This window comes from Limnospira sp. PMC 1279.21, assembly GCF_032349615.1.
Classification (GTDB): Bacteria; Cyanobacteriota; Cyanobacteriia; order Cyanobacteriales; family Microcoleaceae; genus Limnospira; species Limnospira fusiformis.
On sequence record NZ_JARPLU010000005.1, the window covers coordinates 1 to 17,129 of the forward strand.

12 protein-coding genes are annotated in these 17,129 nt (G+C 44.0%); 7 read left to right on the forward strand and 5 right to left on the reverse strand.

What is annotated here, in order from left to right:
• Window positions 1–133 precede the first annotated feature (133 nt).
• Together P5683_RS01395 and P5683_RS01400 are read left to right on the forward strand one after the other, a co-directional pair.
• Entirely contained in the window at window positions 134–1,039 is a 906-nt protein-coding gene (locus P5683_RS01395; RefSeq protein WP_046321873.1) for an alpha/beta fold hydrolase, read from the forward strand.
• A 531-nt stretch (window positions 1,040–1,570) separates the two neighbouring features.
• On the forward strand, window positions 1,571–2,695 hold the full coding sequence (locus tag P5683_RS01400) for a class I SAM-dependent RNA methyltransferase (protein WP_006624313.1): 1,125 nt from the start codon (window positions 1,571–1,573) through the stop codon (window positions 2,693–2,695).
• Between the two features lie 468 nt (window positions 2,696–3,163).
• Here P5683_RS01400 and P5683_RS01405 read toward each other — a convergent pair whose 3' ends face one another.
• The 3 genes from P5683_RS01405 to P5683_RS01415 form a co-directional block, all read right to left on the reverse strand.
• The gene (locus P5683_RS01405; RefSeq protein WP_006624312.1) at window positions 3,164–5,569 is read right to left on the reverse strand and encodes an ATP-dependent helicase; all 2,406 of its coding nucleotides are present in this window, start codon (window positions 5,567–5,569) and stop codon (window positions 3,164–3,166) included.
• 108 nt (window positions 5,570–5,677) lie between these two features.
• Window positions 5,678–6,229: a hypothetical protein gene (locus P5683_RS01410; RefSeq protein ID WP_006624311.1), complete on the reverse strand. Its 552-nt coding sequence runs from the start codon at window positions 6,227–6,229 to the stop codon at window positions 5,678–5,680.
• 67 nt (window positions 6,230–6,296) lie between these two features.
• Window positions 6,297–7,757 (reverse strand): TIGR03985 family CRISPR-associated protein, encoded by a 1,461-nt coding sequence (locus P5683_RS01415; RefSeq protein WP_187757728.1) that lies wholly within the window; start codon window positions 7,755–7,757, stop codon window positions 6,297–6,299.
• 85 nt (window positions 7,758–7,842) lie between these two features.
• On the opposite strand from P5683_RS01415, the gene crn3 reads away from it, so the two are divergent.
• Together crn3 and P5683_RS01425 are read left to right on the forward strand one after the other, a co-directional pair.
• Window positions 7,843–8,772, forward strand: coding sequence for a CRISPR-associated ring nuclease Crn3/Csx3 (gene crn3, locus P5683_RS01420; protein ID WP_006624309.1), 930 nt, complete (start codon window positions 7,843–7,845; stop codon window positions 8,770–8,772).
• Window positions 8,773–8,960: 188 nt separating this feature from the next.
• A complete protein-coding gene (locus tag P5683_RS01425) occupies window positions 8,961–9,890 on the forward strand; it encodes an RluA family pseudouridine synthase (RefSeq protein WP_315638663.1) in 930 nt (309 codons plus the stop codon).
• 130 nt (window positions 9,891–10,020) lie between these two features.
• Here P5683_RS01425 and P5683_RS01430 read toward each other — a convergent pair whose 3' ends face one another.
• A complete protein-coding gene (locus tag P5683_RS01430; protein WP_315638661.1) occupies window positions 10,021–11,178 on the reverse strand; it encodes an AAA family ATPase in 1,158 nt (385 codons plus the stop codon).
• Between the two features lie 155 nt (window positions 11,179–11,333).
• Window positions 11,334–13,964, reverse strand: a complete 2,631-nt coding sequence (gene alaS / locus P5683_RS01435; RefSeq protein WP_315638659.1) for an alanine--tRNA ligase — start codon at window positions 13,962–13,964, stop codon at window positions 11,334–11,336.
• Between the two features lie 39 nt (window positions 13,965–14,003).
• Here alaS and P5683_RS01440 point away from each other — a divergent pair, with 39 nt between their 5' ends.
• From P5683_RS01440 to P5683_RS01450, 3 genes are all read left to right on the forward strand, one after another.
• Entirely contained in the window at window positions 14,004–15,512 is a 1,509-nt protein-coding gene (locus P5683_RS01440) for a DUF3370 domain-containing protein (RefSeq protein WP_006624304.1), read from the forward strand.
• A gap of 228 nt (window positions 15,513–15,740) precedes the next feature.
• Window positions 15,741–16,547: a nickel/cobalt transporter gene (locus P5683_RS01445; protein ID WP_006624303.1), complete on the forward strand. Its 807-nt coding sequence runs from the start codon at window positions 15,741–15,743 to the stop codon at window positions 16,545–16,547.
• 53 nt (window positions 16,548–16,600) lie between these two features.
• Window positions 16,601–17,077 carry a hypothetical protein gene (locus tag P5683_RS01450; RefSeq protein ID WP_006624302.1) on the forward strand — a complete coding sequence of 159 codons (477 nt, stop codon included), beginning with the start codon at window positions 16,601–16,603 and terminating at the stop codon, window positions 17,075–17,077.
• Window positions 17,078–17,129 lie beyond the last annotated feature (52 nt).

Genomic DNA, 17,129 nt, shown 5'->3' on the forward strand with positions numbered 1-17,129 from the left:
GGGTTTATTAATATCCTGGTGGGGTGAGAGAATTAACAGCAGAACCCGCCCCTACAATTATTAATTATTAATTATTAATTATTAATTATTTATGTTGTATGATGGAAGTACAGAGTTTACAAAAGTTCACAATATGACCGCAACCCAACCGTCTGTTACTGTCCGTAGTTGTTTGGAACCTCTCGATTGGACCTGGAAAAGTCACCAAATCCGCTATACAGTCCAGGGAACAGGCCAACCCCTGATTTTAGTCCATGGGTTTGGGGCTTCTATTGGTCATTGGCGACAAAATATCCCCGTTTTAGCCGCTGGAGGATATCGGGTCTTTGCCTTAGATTTATTGGGTTTTGGGGCTTCTGGGAAACCAGCCGTTGATTATAGTTTGGACCTATGGGAAGAATTGCTGCGGGATTTCTGGAGTGAACAAGTGGGAGAACCTGCTGTTTTTGTCGGTAACTCCATTGGGGCGCTGCTGAGTTTAATGATGGCGGTAAATTACCCGGATATTTGCCGGGGGGCAGTCCTGTTAAACTGCGCGGGAGGCTTGAATCATCGCCCGGAAGAGTTGAATTTTCCCCTACGGGTGGTCATGGGAACATTTACTAAGCTAGTCGCTTCCCCGGCTATTGGGCCGTTTGTGTTTAACCAAGTCCGCCAAAAACACCGCATCCGCAACACCCTCCGCCAAGTCTACGGAAACCGAGACGCAATCACAGATGAGTTGGTGGATTTACTCTATCAACCCTCTAATGATGTGGGCGCACAACAGGTTTTTGCTTCCATTTTAACCGCCCCGGCTGGCCCTCGCCCTTCGGAACTTTTGCCGAAATTACAGCGTCCTTTATTAGTAATCTGGGGGGAAAATGACCCCTGGACTCCGATTAAGGGTGCTGATATTTATCGGGATTTAGCGACAACTGGTGCATCGGTTGAGTTTGTTTCTATTCCCGAAACTGGCCACTGTCCCCACGATGAACGGCCAACTGTGGTTAATCCTCTGATTCTTAATTGGTTGGACAACCTGGGTGGGTCGCTTTAGGGTCAGAATTTATCGAAGGTGGGGACTGACCCCCCCTATTCGCTGCTGAATGGGTCTAAGCAAACATCCATTGCTAACGGTGTGGGGAACTATAAAAATTACCTATTTGGCAAGGGTTTTGGGCATTCATCAAAATTTTTTTTGATAAAAGTGTTGACAAAACTATGGGGGTTGGCTAGAGTTACAATCGTGTGAGGAGCGAACCAGTTGGGACACCGAGACGAAACACGGCCAGTCGTCGGTGTCCTTTCTGAAAAAAGAATAGTAATGTCTGCTAAATATGCTTCATTCTTATGTGGTGTGTGAGTGAAATGGGGCGATCGCTTTAATGGTCGCTCCCATAATCTCCGCTTTTAATTAAGAGTGCCATATATGGGCTTTGTCTGATGAAATTTTGATTGCAGATATGTGTCTGGCTGCTTAGATTTGAGTAAAAAGGATATAGAATTGTGGTTGTGATGGTAAACTGCCATGTGAGAGTTGGTATTTGCACCTAGTAAATATTCGGGTGAAATTGTGAGCGGTAGTTGAATGTCTGAGTATTTTGCGACGGTGGCTCATGGGTTGGAATCGGTGGCGGCTAATGAGTTGGAAAGTTTGGGCGCGAGACAGGTAAAGCCGGACTTTGCGGGGGTGAGTTTTAGTGGCGATCGCCACTTGCTTTATAAGGTGAATCTATGGTCGAGAACTATTTTTAGGGTTTTGGTTCCCATAGCGAAATTTCCCTGTCCGAATGGCGATCGCCTTTATAAGGAAGTCCAGAAAATAGACTGGGAAGAATATATTAAACCCCATCAGACTTTATCGGTTCACTGTACGGGTAAAAATAGACAGTTAAATCATACCCATTTTACGGCTTTACAGGTGAAAAATGCGATCGTTGACCAACAGCGAGACAAGTTTAGTCAGCGGTCAACGGTGGATATTTTGGATGCTGATCTACACATAAATCTGCATATTAACGGTAATCATGGCATCCTCAGCCTAGATAGTTCTGGTCCTAGTCTACATCGGCGGGGATATCGTCCGGCGGTGGGAAAAGCACCCCTTAAAGAAAGTCTGGCCGCGGGGTTATTGGACTTAGCACAATGGCAAGGCGATCGCCCGTTTTTAGACCCTTTGTGCGGTTCTGGTACTCTCCCCCTAGAAGCGACTTTAAAAGCCCTCAACGTCGCGCCAGGGCTATTTCGTGAAACATTTGCTTTGATGAAGTGGTCGGATTTTGATGAGTCTCTGTGGAAGCAGTTGGTCCGGGAGGCCCAAGCTAGTTGTCGGGAAGATTTGAAGATCTCTATCGGGGGATGCGATCGCGATTCAGAAGCGATCGCCCAAGCCAATTATAATGCCAAAAAGTGCGGCGTAGATAGTCATATTAGCTTATGGGAGGCATACCTATCAGAGGTGGAACCCACCGGGGATAATGGTTTAATTGTCTGCAACCCTCCCTATGGGGAACGTTTAGGAAATGTGGAGGAGTTGGGAGACTTATATCAGCAACTTGGGGATATTCTCAAACAACGCTTTAAGGGGTGGACGGCGTTTATCTTTACCGGAAACAAAGCCCTATCAAAGCGCATTGGATTAAGAACTTCCCAACGTATACCCCTATACAATGGGGCCCTACCCTGCACTTTACTCAAGTATGAGTTATACTAACAGCCCCCAAAGGTCAAGAAACCCGGTTTCTCAACACGGTGGGGCGAGTTTATTCATTAAGTCGTGGGGATGGAGAATTGACAACAGAACCCGCCCCTACCATTATTAATTATTAATTGACTGGAATTTCAATGATAAATTCTGCTTTAACTTTGAGAAGAATGGGATGATTTAATATATCTCCCTGTTGTTCTACCACCAGTTCAATGGTACGGACTTGATCAATACCACCGGGAGCAGTTCCCCCACTCAGAGTTTGCAGAACTCCTATTTTTATAGGTTCTCCTGGGTTAATGGTAACGCAAGCGATCGCATCTGTGCATTCAAAAGGTGTCTCCTGAGTACAACCACTCAGTCAGGTAGCCACGGAAAGGGAAAGTGACAGTAAAGGTAGTTTAAACTTCAACATAATGGGAAATAGTTGAGAGTTGATTGTTTACAGTCGATGAATTACAAGGGGATACCTAATTAATTATCTTCATTGTAACTCCTAGATATGAAACTATGGGGAAATTCTTTTTTTAAGGCAGCTAAAACCGGACATGGTCTTTGTTTATCCTGGTTTTCTGGTCTGCGCCAATAAGAAGGGGCCCGTTGGGCGGCGGACATCCATAACAGCCGTTTGGCTCTAGTCATGGCTACATAAAGTAAGCGATATTCCTCAGCAGTTTTTAGGTATTTTGCCTGTTCCCAAGCCGTGGTTATATCCGGTAATTGCTGGGAATTATGGAGGTTAGCGCGAATTTGGGCGCGAGCGACTTCCGATAGGGTAAAATCCCCTAAAAATCTGATTTGGGGATTAACTCGCAGGTTGCCGGGGATAATTTTTTCATGTAAAAATGGCAGAAATACATAATCCCAGTCTAGTCCTTTGGCTTTGTGCATGGTGATAATTGTTACCTGACCGGGACGGGTAAAAATACTATCATCTGAATTTTCTTCCTCTTCTATGGTCTCAAATCTTTCGGAACTAACCATTTCATCCAAAGCCGTTAACATTGCCGATAAGGATTGATTTCCTGCGGTCTTCTGAGAAATTTTAGTGGCGAGTTTATCGGCGCTGGCGAGTTCGCTTTTTTCGTATTGTAAAGCGAGGGCGAGAAATGCAATTAATTCATAAGCGGGAAGTTCGACACGGGCTTTAATTAGGTTACAGCAAAGTTGACGACAGCGGCTGACTGTTTCTGGCTGAGGAGGTGAGAGAGGACTGGGATATAAAAATTGTTCTGGCTGTGCTGCTAGTATGTTAAAATCTTGGTTGGGAATACGATGGCGATCGCTTAATACTTTGAGAGCAGCCTTCAAATATTCGGGAGAATGGGGACGGTGTATAAATTGCAGTAAGTGCAACATTTCCCTAGGAATATGAGACTGACGAGTGCTTTCATAAGCATCAAATATGGTAATTGGATAATCACTAAAGTTAACCTCTAGGTCATATTCTTGGGGTTGACGCAGTGCATTAGCGATAAATTCTCCTTGGCGATGTTCTCGGACTAAAATTGCAAAACTTCCCTCCTTGTGTTGCTGAAAAATGGATATAATTCGCTTAACAATGAGGTTAACTGTATCATAAATATTTTCCGGCTCATATATTTCTAATCCTTTTCCTGTGGGATTAGGGTTGGCGTTTTCTTGTGGGTCATCCGGGTCAACCGGGCGAATTTCCTGTTCTCTAAACGGAAGTTCATTTGGCTGAGAAACTTTATGATTTACCCACTTTAATACAAAGTTAGCCGCTGCAATAATAATCTGATTACTACGTCCCGCCCTATCCATGGTGGCTAACCTTTCCAAGGCTTCGCAGTTTTCACAAAATTGACGAAAATACACCGGGTCGGCGGGGGTAAATGTTGAGTTAATCGCTTGATTTGGGTCTCCCACTCGCACTAAGTTTAAGTTATCCAAATCTGAGTTATTACTACTATCCTGGGCTAAAATTTCTATGAGTTTATTTTGCAATGGTGTCGAGTCTTGGGCTTCGTCCTCAAACACCGCAAAAACTCGCTGTTGCCAACGGAGACGGATTGGGGGATTTTCCAAGACTCGCAACGCCCCTAAAATCATTTCCTCATAATCCAAAAATGGCTGCTTTTGTAACAGTTGTTGATAGTTATAATATAACCCAGCCGCTATGTTCATGATTTCGTAATCGTCCGGGATTTTTTGCCCTAAACTTCGCAACTGGTCGGGAGTTAAACCAGAGCTTTTGGCTTCCTGAATAACTTTCCAGGCTAACTCTGGTAAAACTTCGGTACGCAAAACCGATCGCCGCCGCAATTTTTCGGTTTCTTCCGAGTCAAATTGACATCCCTCGATTAGGGTTTCGTACAGGCGGGGATTATGGGTTATCCACTGTTCCACACAGGCGCGGATTAGGCGGTGGCTGGAAGTGGGAACTACTAAGGTGAAGTTGTCTAGGTCTAAGCCTGATAATTCCGGGTGACTGGTCGCAATGTATAGCGCTAGTCCGTGGAGGGTATTCACCACGAAGCCGACGGGGGGAATGGATAGGTTGTTCAGGTGTTGGCGAATTTTGGCGCGGATATTACTGGCGGCGGCGCGGGTGAAGGTGACAACGATTAATTGGCGTTGGGGGTTGAGTTGATGACGGGCGATCGCTAAAGCTGCCGCCGCGGCCATTCCCGTCGATTTTCCCGCACCAGGAACCGCCGAAACCGCCAAGGGTCCCCCTTTCCATTTACCCATCGCATCCTGTCCCGGACGTAGGCTAGACTCTATGCTATCAAGGGCTTTTTGTCTTTCTCGCCTGCTGATTTCTGCTGTCTCCGAGTCGAGGTTATAGCTTGAGTCCCACAGGTTCCACCCGCTATCAGGGGACGGGTTTAATTGGTCTTCGGTATCTTTAGTCACAGACCGCGCCCATTTTATCGTATGATTTCCAGTTTAGCAGATTTGGGGATTTTTAGCAAGTGATTGGCTAAATTTTCCCGAAAAACCAAGTAATTAATCTGGGTTTTTTTAATCCTGAATTAATTGCCTAATTTTCGGCATACTAGAGACTATACCTTCTCCTCGGTCATTAAATATGGGATTATCATTTACTCCCCAAGTTCCCGTAGCTTCTAGGGAGTACAGGGTTCCTAACAAACGAGCGCCATTTTGGTCAATATTAGTATTTTCCGCCTGGGGATATACTGGCTTCCAGAGATTGATAATATAACGACAATAGGCGGCGACTAAACGACAGGATAAAGCATCATCAAGAAGCGATCGCACAATGGCTACAGGTCTCGGATAATCATCTAATAATTCACTATAGACTAATTCCGCCGTTTTGGGTTTAAATTGAGCCACCCCAATAGACCAGTTAGCCCAATAAACTAACCGAGGGAAAATTCTGGCAATAATTTCTTCCCAATCATCTTTAAAACCTCGCCGTTGTAATTCATCTAAAATAATCCCTCCCACAATTTCGGGAGAAATCGCAAACTCAGCGGCGGCACTATGAATATGATGGCGCAGTTTATGAATGATTATCTCTTTTTTAGACCAGCTAGAAATTGAAACCATGGCTTGATATTTACTCGCGAAAATTTGATAAATTTGTTAATGCCTGTATTAACATTTAATCAGCCTGTTAATTGCTGAAGTCCTGACCATAATGCAAACGTTCGGCTTCTACCTCCTCCCACATTTGTTGACGTAGCACAACTGGTGCAATTATTTCTCCCTGGGGTCGCCAGTCTCGCAGTCGCATCACTATGTTAATATCACCGACCCTCACCCATGCTTGATAGTAGGCATCATCAGGAGAACGTTGCCGCAAAATTTTCTGGATAAGTTGTCTTTCTTCCCTATTATTAATCTGGGTTTCAACGGAGCTAAATAATTCCGAATAAGGGATTTTTTGAAAAGTTGAATGTCTCACAGTATCATCCACATAATTACTAGCAAAGTCTACAGGAAAGCGCATAATCAATAGAGCTTTAGGTAGATAAAAATTAAACCCCCAGGCTTCCTCTAGTTGTTCTTCAATCCATCCAGGATTAGGAAGTGTACCAGTTTCGTGCTGTTTTTTGAGCAGTTGAGGAACTGCTGGATCATCCCAGGATAAAATCCTCAATTGGGGAGACATAATGCGATCGAGTCGATAATTATGCCAAGTAATTTCACCCCAAGGATCAACTCCATAAGCACTTAGATATTTAGCGCGTCTAGCATAGTGTAAACACACAGGATACACTGTAACTAAAGCCACCCGGTTTTCCCTTGCCACCCAGGTTTTAAATTGAATTATGCCACCATCATGATTATACCATAAGGATTCAATTTGTTGTTGCCAATCATCGACTTTTTCTTGAATTTCCGAGGATAGAATATAGTCAAAATGCAGAAATATCCGCCGATTTTGCTCGGTCAAATAGTCAGATGAGTTAGGCGGTGATTCAGTCAATTCCTCCCACAATGTATTAATAGCGATGTCAATATCTGGCTGTACAAAAGCCACGGATTCTAATATATGGATAAGATGCGATTTCTGGCTAGAAGATAGTTGCTCAAAGTGGCGGTTAGACTGAGGGGCTATAGGTGGCTTTGGTAACTGTTGGGGAGGTAAAGAATAATAGCCTTGTCGGTTTCTATGCTTTAACCATCCCTGGGATGCTAACAGGGTTAAATCGTCTCGTAATGAACGGTGAACGGTAGCAAAAGGACAGTCATCTAGGTGAGTTTGAATTTCCGCGACAGATAAGCCTGTGCGTTGGGATGTTTCAGTTACCCATTCACTCAAACTTTGAGGTAAGTTACTATGGCTTAATATGGTACTAAGTGACTGATGACATAAACATTTGGGGTCAGAACAATTTACGGTTAATTCTTGGGCTGATAAAGTTTCGCCTTTGCTATGACTGAGAGAAAATAGACGATCGCGTAATTGGCTATAACGAAATGGCTGGGATAGAGATTGAACCCAGTTAAATTGTCCTCCATAAAGGCGATCGAGTATTAACCACATTCTGACTGATCTATGTAACCGACTAGGAAACTGTCCCTGACTCAACCATTGCAAAATCGCGGGAGTAGGTGGATAAGTAAACATACTAATTAGTTGTAGAAGTACCCTCTTCAATTGCTATGCCATAATACTCTACAATATTTGTAGCTTAATTTGTCGGTTAAAAAAAATGCCCCAGTCTGCTGAACCAGCGATTAAATTAACTTTAAGTCAATCCCGGTCTGTACAAGGGTTAAGTTATCAGATTCTGTCTATTGAATTGGTAACTAAAGACCGCCTAATCTCCCCGGAAGATTTGAGAGACCAGAATTTACCTGCCCACATTGACTATAAAGGTGGTATAGTTATTTCCGGGCGTGGTCCGATCTGGCTTTATGGCTATCTAATTCATGAACTACACCCGGCTGCTTGGGTGGCTTGCTACGATCCGCGCTTAGGTGCGGTGGTAGTTGCCACCCACTCCCGCCAAACTCAGGTCGGACAGGTTTTATCTATCGATGTACAGGAAAATTTACCCCCGCGTTTGTGTCCAGCCATGATGATTGTAGGACCACCTGACAGCGGTAAATCTGTCCTGTCCCACGCACTATTCCGCACCCTATTAACTGAGTATTCTGACATATATTTACAGAGGGCTCACTGGGATGGTGAAGGTAACTGGATTTTGGAGTTAGGGGAGATGACAAAATCAAGCGATCGCGAAGCCTATAAACTTGCTTATAAAGGTGGGATAACTGATAATTTTTTCCAGCATCATAGTCAAGCTATCCTTAATCTACGTCGTCAAAAAACTTTAGTTGTGGTAGATGTAGGTGGTCAAGTACAGACGGAAAAAGTACCGTTACTAGAAGCCTGTACTCATTATTTAATCATTAGTTCTAAGCCAGAAGAAATTGCCCCGTGGCATGAATTTTGTCGCGATCGCGGTAATCTCAAATGTCTGACGGTTCTGCATAGTTCTTTGGAAATAGAGGAAGTAATCCATAAACGGGAACCTTGGCTAGAAATGACTTGGGGTGTACTGGAACAAGGGGGTATTTGCCAAATTCCCACAGTTTTACTAGAGCAGGTAAAAACACTCCTAAACAAACCGCAGTAAAGTCTACTTTAATTCACCAATTAATCGAAGGTTATCTCATGTATAAAATTTGGTGTAATCATCTAGTATGTTGAGGGGGAAATTTACCTGTTAGGGAGAGTTTCCCCCAGGTGATATGTGATGGTCATGGGTTGACAAATTGGTGATTTGGTGATAGATTTAATCTCATGTCTTGAGAAGAGAGTTAATTGTTAAATTCAGGTTGGATTTATCGGGAACAAGTCGATCGCCTTAGCGCCGGATTAACTGTCTTGGATTACTATAGCAAGCGATATACCCATTCCAGTAGAAATGAATGGTGCGATCGCATTAATAAGCAGCAGATTTGGTTAGATGGAAAGCCAGCGACAGCAGAAATAGAACTTCAAGCCGGACAGCAACTCGCCTATCATCGACCCCCGTGGAGTGAACCAGATGTTCCCCTATCTTTCCAGGTAATTTATGAGGATGCAGATATTTTAGTAGTTGCTAAACCGTCAGGACTTCCAGTGATACCTGGTGGCGGTTTTTTGGAACATACCCTACTGCGACAATTACAAAGGGAATATCCCCAGGATACACCGATACCAATTCATCGCTTAGGTAGGGGAACATCAGGACTGGTGCTATTGGCGAGGTCTACCTTAGGGCGATCGCATTTAACCCAACAAATGCGCCACCGACAAATTACTAAGGTTTATTTAGCCTTAGCTGAAGGTTGTAGTCCTAGGGATTATTTTAGTATTAATTGTGCGATCGGCAAAATTCCCCATCCGATTATCGGGTATATTTACGGCGCGACAGAAACCGGATTATCCGCCGAAAGTCACTGTCAAGTAATTAAGCGAGACACCGATAAAATGATCGTACAAGTAACCATTCTGACAGGTAGACCCCATCAAATTCGCATTCACCTCGCCGCCGCCGGATTTCCCCTAGTGGGAGATCCTCTTTATACCATTGGCGGAAAGCCACGCATACCCGACCCAACCTCAAACAATCATAGCACATTTCCGGGAGATTGTGGATATTATTTACACGCTTATTCTCTGAGTTTCCAACATCCTCAAACTGGCGCAAATCTCCATCTAACCGCTACCCCACCCCAGGAATTATCTACCGAATATCCACCTATGTAGATATTTGGGTTTTAATCATTTCACAAAAACTAGCATTTATCCCGTAGGGGCGGGTTCCACAGTCAATTAAATTTCCCAGCGACCATATTGCTAAACCCGCCCCCAGACCCAAATTAATTATCAATTAGGCTTATGAACTTATGAGATGATAATTATTATTATTTGCCAGTTCGTCATCTTTAAGGACATTAATTAAATCAATAAAAGCCTTTTGTCTCGATTCTGGGATATGAAAATCTTTGGCACTTTTCACGGTGACTAAACCCCCTTTACGAGTGACTATTTTCCAATAAGCAGGACTGATATTATTAATGATATAAGGGTGATGGCTGGTCAGAATAAATTGAGATTGTCTATCGGTTAAAATTAACTCCGTGACCTGTTCAATGCAATTAACTCCTAAACTATTCTCAAATTCATCAATCAGAATCACGCCATCATTAGGAGATAAATATAATTCACTGATATACATCAAAGTTTTAAACATTCCTGATGAAATATTATCAATCCATTTGTCTACCCCTTTTTCCTTGATACTAACCATCGTCGCCTCTTGTAATAATGGGGATAATGCCATAGGAATATCCTCATCTTTTAAAGTTTCTACTTTGATATCTTCGACATTATTAAAGATACTGATAAAAGTTGTTTTGATTTTGGCAAACTCTTGGGGAAGTATTCTATAAACAATAGCCAATTTAATAAAAATAGGTAAATCACTTCCTTTAATAACTGACAAAGAGGCATTTTCATGCTTTCTAAATACAGAGACTGGTAATCTCCAGATTTTATCAAAATCACGTGCTGAATCAGTAATTATAATTTTGTCTAGTTCTTGTTTAATTGGAATAATAATATCTTCTTCTTTTAATAATTCTATAACGCTCTCAAAAGGCGATAACTTAGGGGTTTTTGAACCCTGAAAAATTATGTTTTCTGGCGTTCTATTGACAATGATATCTCCATTTAATTGGAGAGTTTCTTCGAGAATTCTAGCCGGGTTTTTTTTCTCAGAATCACTATCAATAAGGGTTAAATTTTCTTTGGTTTCAAATTTACCAGACCACAGATATTGATGATTATCTTTGGTAGAAAAATTAACACTCCAGCTAACGCCATTTAAAGACGCACCATTGGCTATGGCTTTTAAACTATAGATAGATTTTAAGATTCTGGTTTTCCCAGCACCAGACACCCCCACCAGTAGGTTACAATTTTCTAATAAATCTATGGGTGCCAGCCTCCATTGATATTCTTCATCGTAATATTGTAGTTGATTGATTTTCATAGTTTGACGTTATCGGTAAATTATGGCAGCAGCCAATTATAACATAAATCTAGGCACTTAATTAATTATCTGGATTCATTATTCGTTGAACCTGTAGCCATAATTATAGCCTAGGTATCAAAAAAGGTGGGTAAAATACCCACCTGATTTACTAACTATTTCAATGCGTCAATTAGCTGAGATTTTGCTGTTGATAAAGCCTCGGGTAATTTACTAGGGTCGCGTCCGCCAGCTTGGGCTAAATTCGGACGACCACCGCCGCCACCGCCGCATAATTTAGCGATCGCACCAATAAACTTACCAGCCTGCAACTTCTTATCCTTAACTACCACCGGACTAAAAGCCGCCACTAGGCTAACCTTACCATCACTTACAGACCCCAAAACCACCGCACTTTCGCCTAATTTCTGCTGTAAACGTTCCGCCGCCGTTTTCAGGGACTCTCCATCAACTCCGGGAAGTTCCGCCACCAGAATTGGCAAATCTCCCACCCTTTCAGCAGTAGATAATAATTGGTCAGATTGTGCTATAGCCAACTCAGCTTTCACAGCTTCCAACTGTTTCTGAGTCGTTTTTAATTCCGCTTGTAAATTAGTGAAGCGTTCTGGCAATTCCTCCGGTTTAGCTTTCAAGCGATCGCCTAATTCTTTAACCACCGCATCTCGGACATTCAAATAATCCAAAACCGACTGTCCCGCGACAGCTTCAATGCGCCGAATACCCGCCGCAATTCCGGTTTCCGAAACTATCTTAAATAATCCAATTTCCGCCGTATTAGTAACATGAGTTCCGCCGCACAACTCCATAGATACACCCGGGTAATCAACCACCCGCACCACCGCCGCATATTTTTCCCCAAACATAGCGATCGCCCCCTTATTTTTAGCCTCCTCTAAAGCCATTTGTGTCACCGTGGCTGGGTGTGCTTCAGCGATCCAACTATTCACCTGATTTTCCACCTGTTGTAACTCCTCAGTTGTCAAAGCACGAGGACAGTTAAAATCAAATCGTAGGCGGTCAAAAGCCACCAAAGAACCCGCCTGAGAAATACCCGGATCAACAATTAATTTTAGTGCCGCTTGCAATAAATGGGTAGCCGTATGATTAGCCTGCGCGCGACGACGACAAGCGCGGTCAATGCGTGCATTCACAGTAATTCCCGCAGTTAAAGTTCCCCTTTCCACCCTACCAAAGTGAATAAAAATATCCGAATCTTTTTTCACATCATCAACCCGGACAATCACATCAGAAGTAGTCAAATAACCGCGATCGCCAATTTGTCCCCCAGACTCCCCATAAAAAGGAGTTTGGTCAAGCACAATTTGCACCTCACTTCCAGCCACCGCTTCCGTCACCGATTTACCAGCAATTAAAACCGCTTCCACCGTCGCTTCAGAGTCCGGGAAATCATAGCCCAAAAATGTCGTTGGGTGGATCTGTTCTGCCAACTTATCCAAACTACCCTGAACAGTTAAATCAATAGTTTCATGGGCGGCTTGCGATCGCTTTCTTTGGGCAGACATTTCCGCCTCAAAACCATCCACATCAACAGTTAACCCATTTTCCTCAGCTATTTCCTGAGTTAATTCTAGGGGAAATCCATAGGTATCATAGAGAACAAAAGCATCCTGACCAGAAATTTGATCCGGCTGTTTTGCCAACAATTCAGCCAGCAGTTTTTCTCCTCTTTCCAAAGTCTCCAAAAACCGCGATTCTTCCCGTTGCAATTCCCCCTTAATCACCCTTTCCCGTTCGCGGGTATTCGGGTAAACATCTTCCGATAAACCAATCGCCGTTTCCGCCACCTTGGTAGTAAATTCTCCGGTGATACCAATCAAGCGCCCATGACGTACCACCCGGCGAATTAAGCGCCGCAGAATATAACCTCGCCCCACATTAGAAGCAGTCACTCCATCAGCAATCAGATGAACCACCGCCCGCAGATGGTCCCCTATCACCTTGAGGGAAACCTTAGTTTTATCATCACTTTTAGCGTAATCAATACCCGCCAGATCCGCCGCCGTTTTAATAATCGGGAAAATCAGATCAGTTTCATAGTTGTTCGGCACACATTGCAGAATTTGCGCCATTCTTTCCAACCCCATACCCGTGTCAATATTCTGATTTTGTAAAGGGGTCAGGTTGCCATCAGCATCCCGGTTATATTGCATAAAAACCAGGTTGTAAAATTCAATAAATCGGCTATCATCTTCCAAGTCGATATGGTCATCCCCCTTTTCTGGGTGGAAATCATAATAAATCTCCGAACAGGGGCCACAGGGTCCCGTCGGTCCAGATTTCCAGAAGTTATCTTCTTCACCCATACGTTGAATGCGGTGGGGGGGGATACCAATTTGATCTCGCCAAATCGCAAAGGCTTCGTCGTCCTCCTCAAATACACTAACAATTAAACGTTCTGGCGGCAGTCCGAATACCTCGGTAGAAATTTCCCAACCCCAAGCGATCGCTTGTTCTTTAAAATAGTCTCCAAAGCTAAAATTACCCAACATCTCAAAAAAAGTATGATGGCGGGCGGTGCGTCCTACATTTTCGATATCATTGGTGCGGATACATTTCTGGGACGTAGTGGCGCGGTTAACTTCCCGGGGTCGCTGTCCTAGAAATATGGGTTTAAACTGTAGCATTCCCGCGATAGTTAGCAGGACGGTAGGATCTTCTGGGACCAAAGAAGCGCTAGGCATAATTTTATGCTGACGTTCGGCGTAGAAATTGAGGAATTTCTGACGAATTTCGCTCCCGCTGAGGAATTGTGGTGAATAGGACATAATCAATTAACAATTTGGAACTCTAAAATCTCAGGATCAATGAAGGATCGAGTTTTCAATCTCATCACCTCTATTTGCATTGTCGCACTCGCAGCTTTAGGCGGCGGTTTGGCGGGGATCTTGTTTCGGGTGTCCGTGGTAGTTCCGGTGAAAAGCCAGGTAACTACCCAATTACTAGCCTGGAAGCCCCCTAAAAACCCCCTATTGGCTGCTCTGAAAGCCCAAAGGGAACATTCAGTCGCCATTCAACCGGGGGAAGTGCGACCTCTCCCCGGCGCTTTGGACGATATCCCAATGTTTAATAGTAACAGCCCGGAGTGGGTGAAGCAGGAGGGAATTTTGCTATCCACATTTCCCCCTCATGGTAAGGCTGTCCCAGAAGCCCATCTTGATTATCCTCTGGGGGGTGAGTTTGAATTGTTCGCCCATCACTTCGTACATACGCCACCAGAGTCCAAAACCCTCTATATAGGTATTTTGGTCTACAACCCCCATAACGAGCCTGTGAGGCTGCATATTCCGGCGGTGGCGAGTTATTTGTTGGAACCTGATGCCCCTTTTCAGGAGAAACCGCCCATGGCTGATAATTCCCTGGGAAATGTCTATTCAGGACCCGGTATTCGCGCCGTTGATGCGGTGATGCGGGGAACCCGACTAGCCGATTTTCCCTCTCAGTTAGAAATTCCCCCCGGCGAAATGCGGATGTTGTTAAATCATCCAATTCCGGTTAAAGGCTTGGAACGTCCGGTCAATGGGCGATCGACTTTTATGCGCCTCAATTGTACCACCAGTGGCACTGTTCCCACTCCTTCTCATCTGTATGTGGCAAGTTTGGCAATGTATGCCAAGATTTCCCCTGATGGTAAGGAGCGATCGCCAGAATTACAAGAATGGCAAAATCTCCTGTATAATGGCAGTTTAGCACAGCCTCGCGATCGCTTACCAACTCCACCCGAACAAACTACTGGTCAGTTAGTTTATAGTCGAGTCGCTGGAGTACAAAAGGGTTCTAAATGGCAAGCCGATTTAGTTGATGAAGCCGCTAACTACCTAACTATTCCTGAAGCCGGAAAAGCCATTTCTTATGTGATTAGTACCATCCGAAGCGGCACCTTGGGAACCCGTCAAATTCAAGCCGCCGAATTAGCCGTTCGCTATCCTGATACTGCTTATCAATCCCATGGTAATTATGGCGTTCATTATGATCTAACTACTCCCCTGTTTAATCCTACAGATACTCAACAGGTAGTCACCATTACTTTAGAAACTCCTCAAAAGGAAGAAAACCTATCCCAAGGCGGGTTGATGTTCCGACAGCCTCCCTGGGATTTCCCCTATTTTCGCGGCACCGTCCGCCTACAATATCACGACGATCGCTCTGTGGAAAATACTAAATATCTGCATTTATGGCATCGTCGCGGACAAATTCTTGAACCCCTACTAACTCTCAAGCTGAAGCCACAAGAAACCCGTTTAGTTCGGTTAGATTTCCGCTATCCCCCAGATGCTACACCTCCCCAGGTGGTGACTATCAGAACCTTAAAATAGTCCCGTAAATCTCCGTTATTTAATCACCTGTAAATCCTCACCCATGAGACTTATCAAACTGCCCAAAAATCAACCGCACTATTAGGGCAAATCAATCATAATCACAAGTCATCAACCAAAACTCACCCTGCAACTTTTCCCCATATCCATCAACGACAGCTTATAATTGGCTACTGGTGTAATATCAACCTAACCGTCAAATCAGACCTATAGCATATCACTGTTAACATGAGAGCAAATCTAATTTTCGCCCATCTCAACCATAGCGCCGATTTGGTGAATCTGCTTACAGCCGATCCGAATTTAACTACAATTCTGGTAGGGGTAGCCATTGCCTTTGGTCTAGGTGCAATTCATGCCCTATCCCCAGGACATGGTAAAACCCTAGTAAGTGCCTATTTAATCGGCAGTAAGGGAACCCCACAACAAGCCATTTTACTAGGAGTCACCACCACAGCCACCCATACCCTCAGTGTTTTTGTCTTAGGTGCGATCGCCCTATTTGCTTCCCAATATATCTTACCAGAACAATTGTATCCCCTACTGAGTGGTTTCAGTGGATTCGCCATTTGTCTCATTGGCTTAGACCTACTCAGAAAAAGATTAAATTCCCACAGCCACAGCCACAGTCACAGCCACAGTCACAGTCACAGCCACGGTCACAGTCACAGCCACAGACACGGTCACAGCCACGGTCACAGCCACAGCCACAGTCACACCTCAAGTAGTGTATCATCTCTGATTAAATTAGGGATTGCTGGCGGGTTAGTTCCTTGCCCTACAGCACTTGTTCTGTTATTAAGTGCAGTAGCCCTACACCAGATCGTCTATGGATTATTTCTAGTGGGCAGTTTTAGTTTAGGGTTAGCATTAGTCCTAGTCAGTTTAGGCTTAGTAGCCGTTTATGCTGGTCAGTGGCTGGAAAAGTTCCCAGAAAATCAGATGATTTTGCAGAAGTTATCTATTGTAAGTGCCTTCTTTGTCGTTTTGATTGGCATGGGTTTAACATTTATCTCAGCCCACTCTTTCGCCTAAAACGACCGATATCAGTAGTGCCAATTAGTCAATTTTAGTATTCTCCAAAGCCGATGAAATTTAAACAGTTTGTAGTAGCGATCGCCATTTTTATTAGTCTCCTAGGTTTTCCCGGAGATGCCTTAGCCCATAGTGTCCTCACCAACTATCATCTACAAGGGGAAGCCCTAGAAATCGAGGCCGTATTTAGTACCGGAGAAGCCTTTTATAATGCCGATGTAGTCGTGCATCCTCCCGCCGACTCCAATTTGCCCGAGACCAAAGGAATAACAGACGAAAACGGTTTATTTTTGTTTGAACCTGATTACTCAGTCATGGGTAGTTGGGCTGTAGAAATTGGCGAAGGTAGCCACTGGGATAAGTTGATGATTCCCATCAGCGATCGCATTATTGACTTAAATGCTATCAGCCAAGTTCATTATCATTCCCCCCAACGCCATCACCATTTTGGTGATCAAATCATTGTCGCAGAAATTGCCCTTTGTTTCGGACTTTTCGGGCATTTTATGAAAAACAAAATCCGCTTTTAACCCCCAGCTACCCTAGTTCCCGTAGGGTGCGTCAGACACCGAGAATTATCCT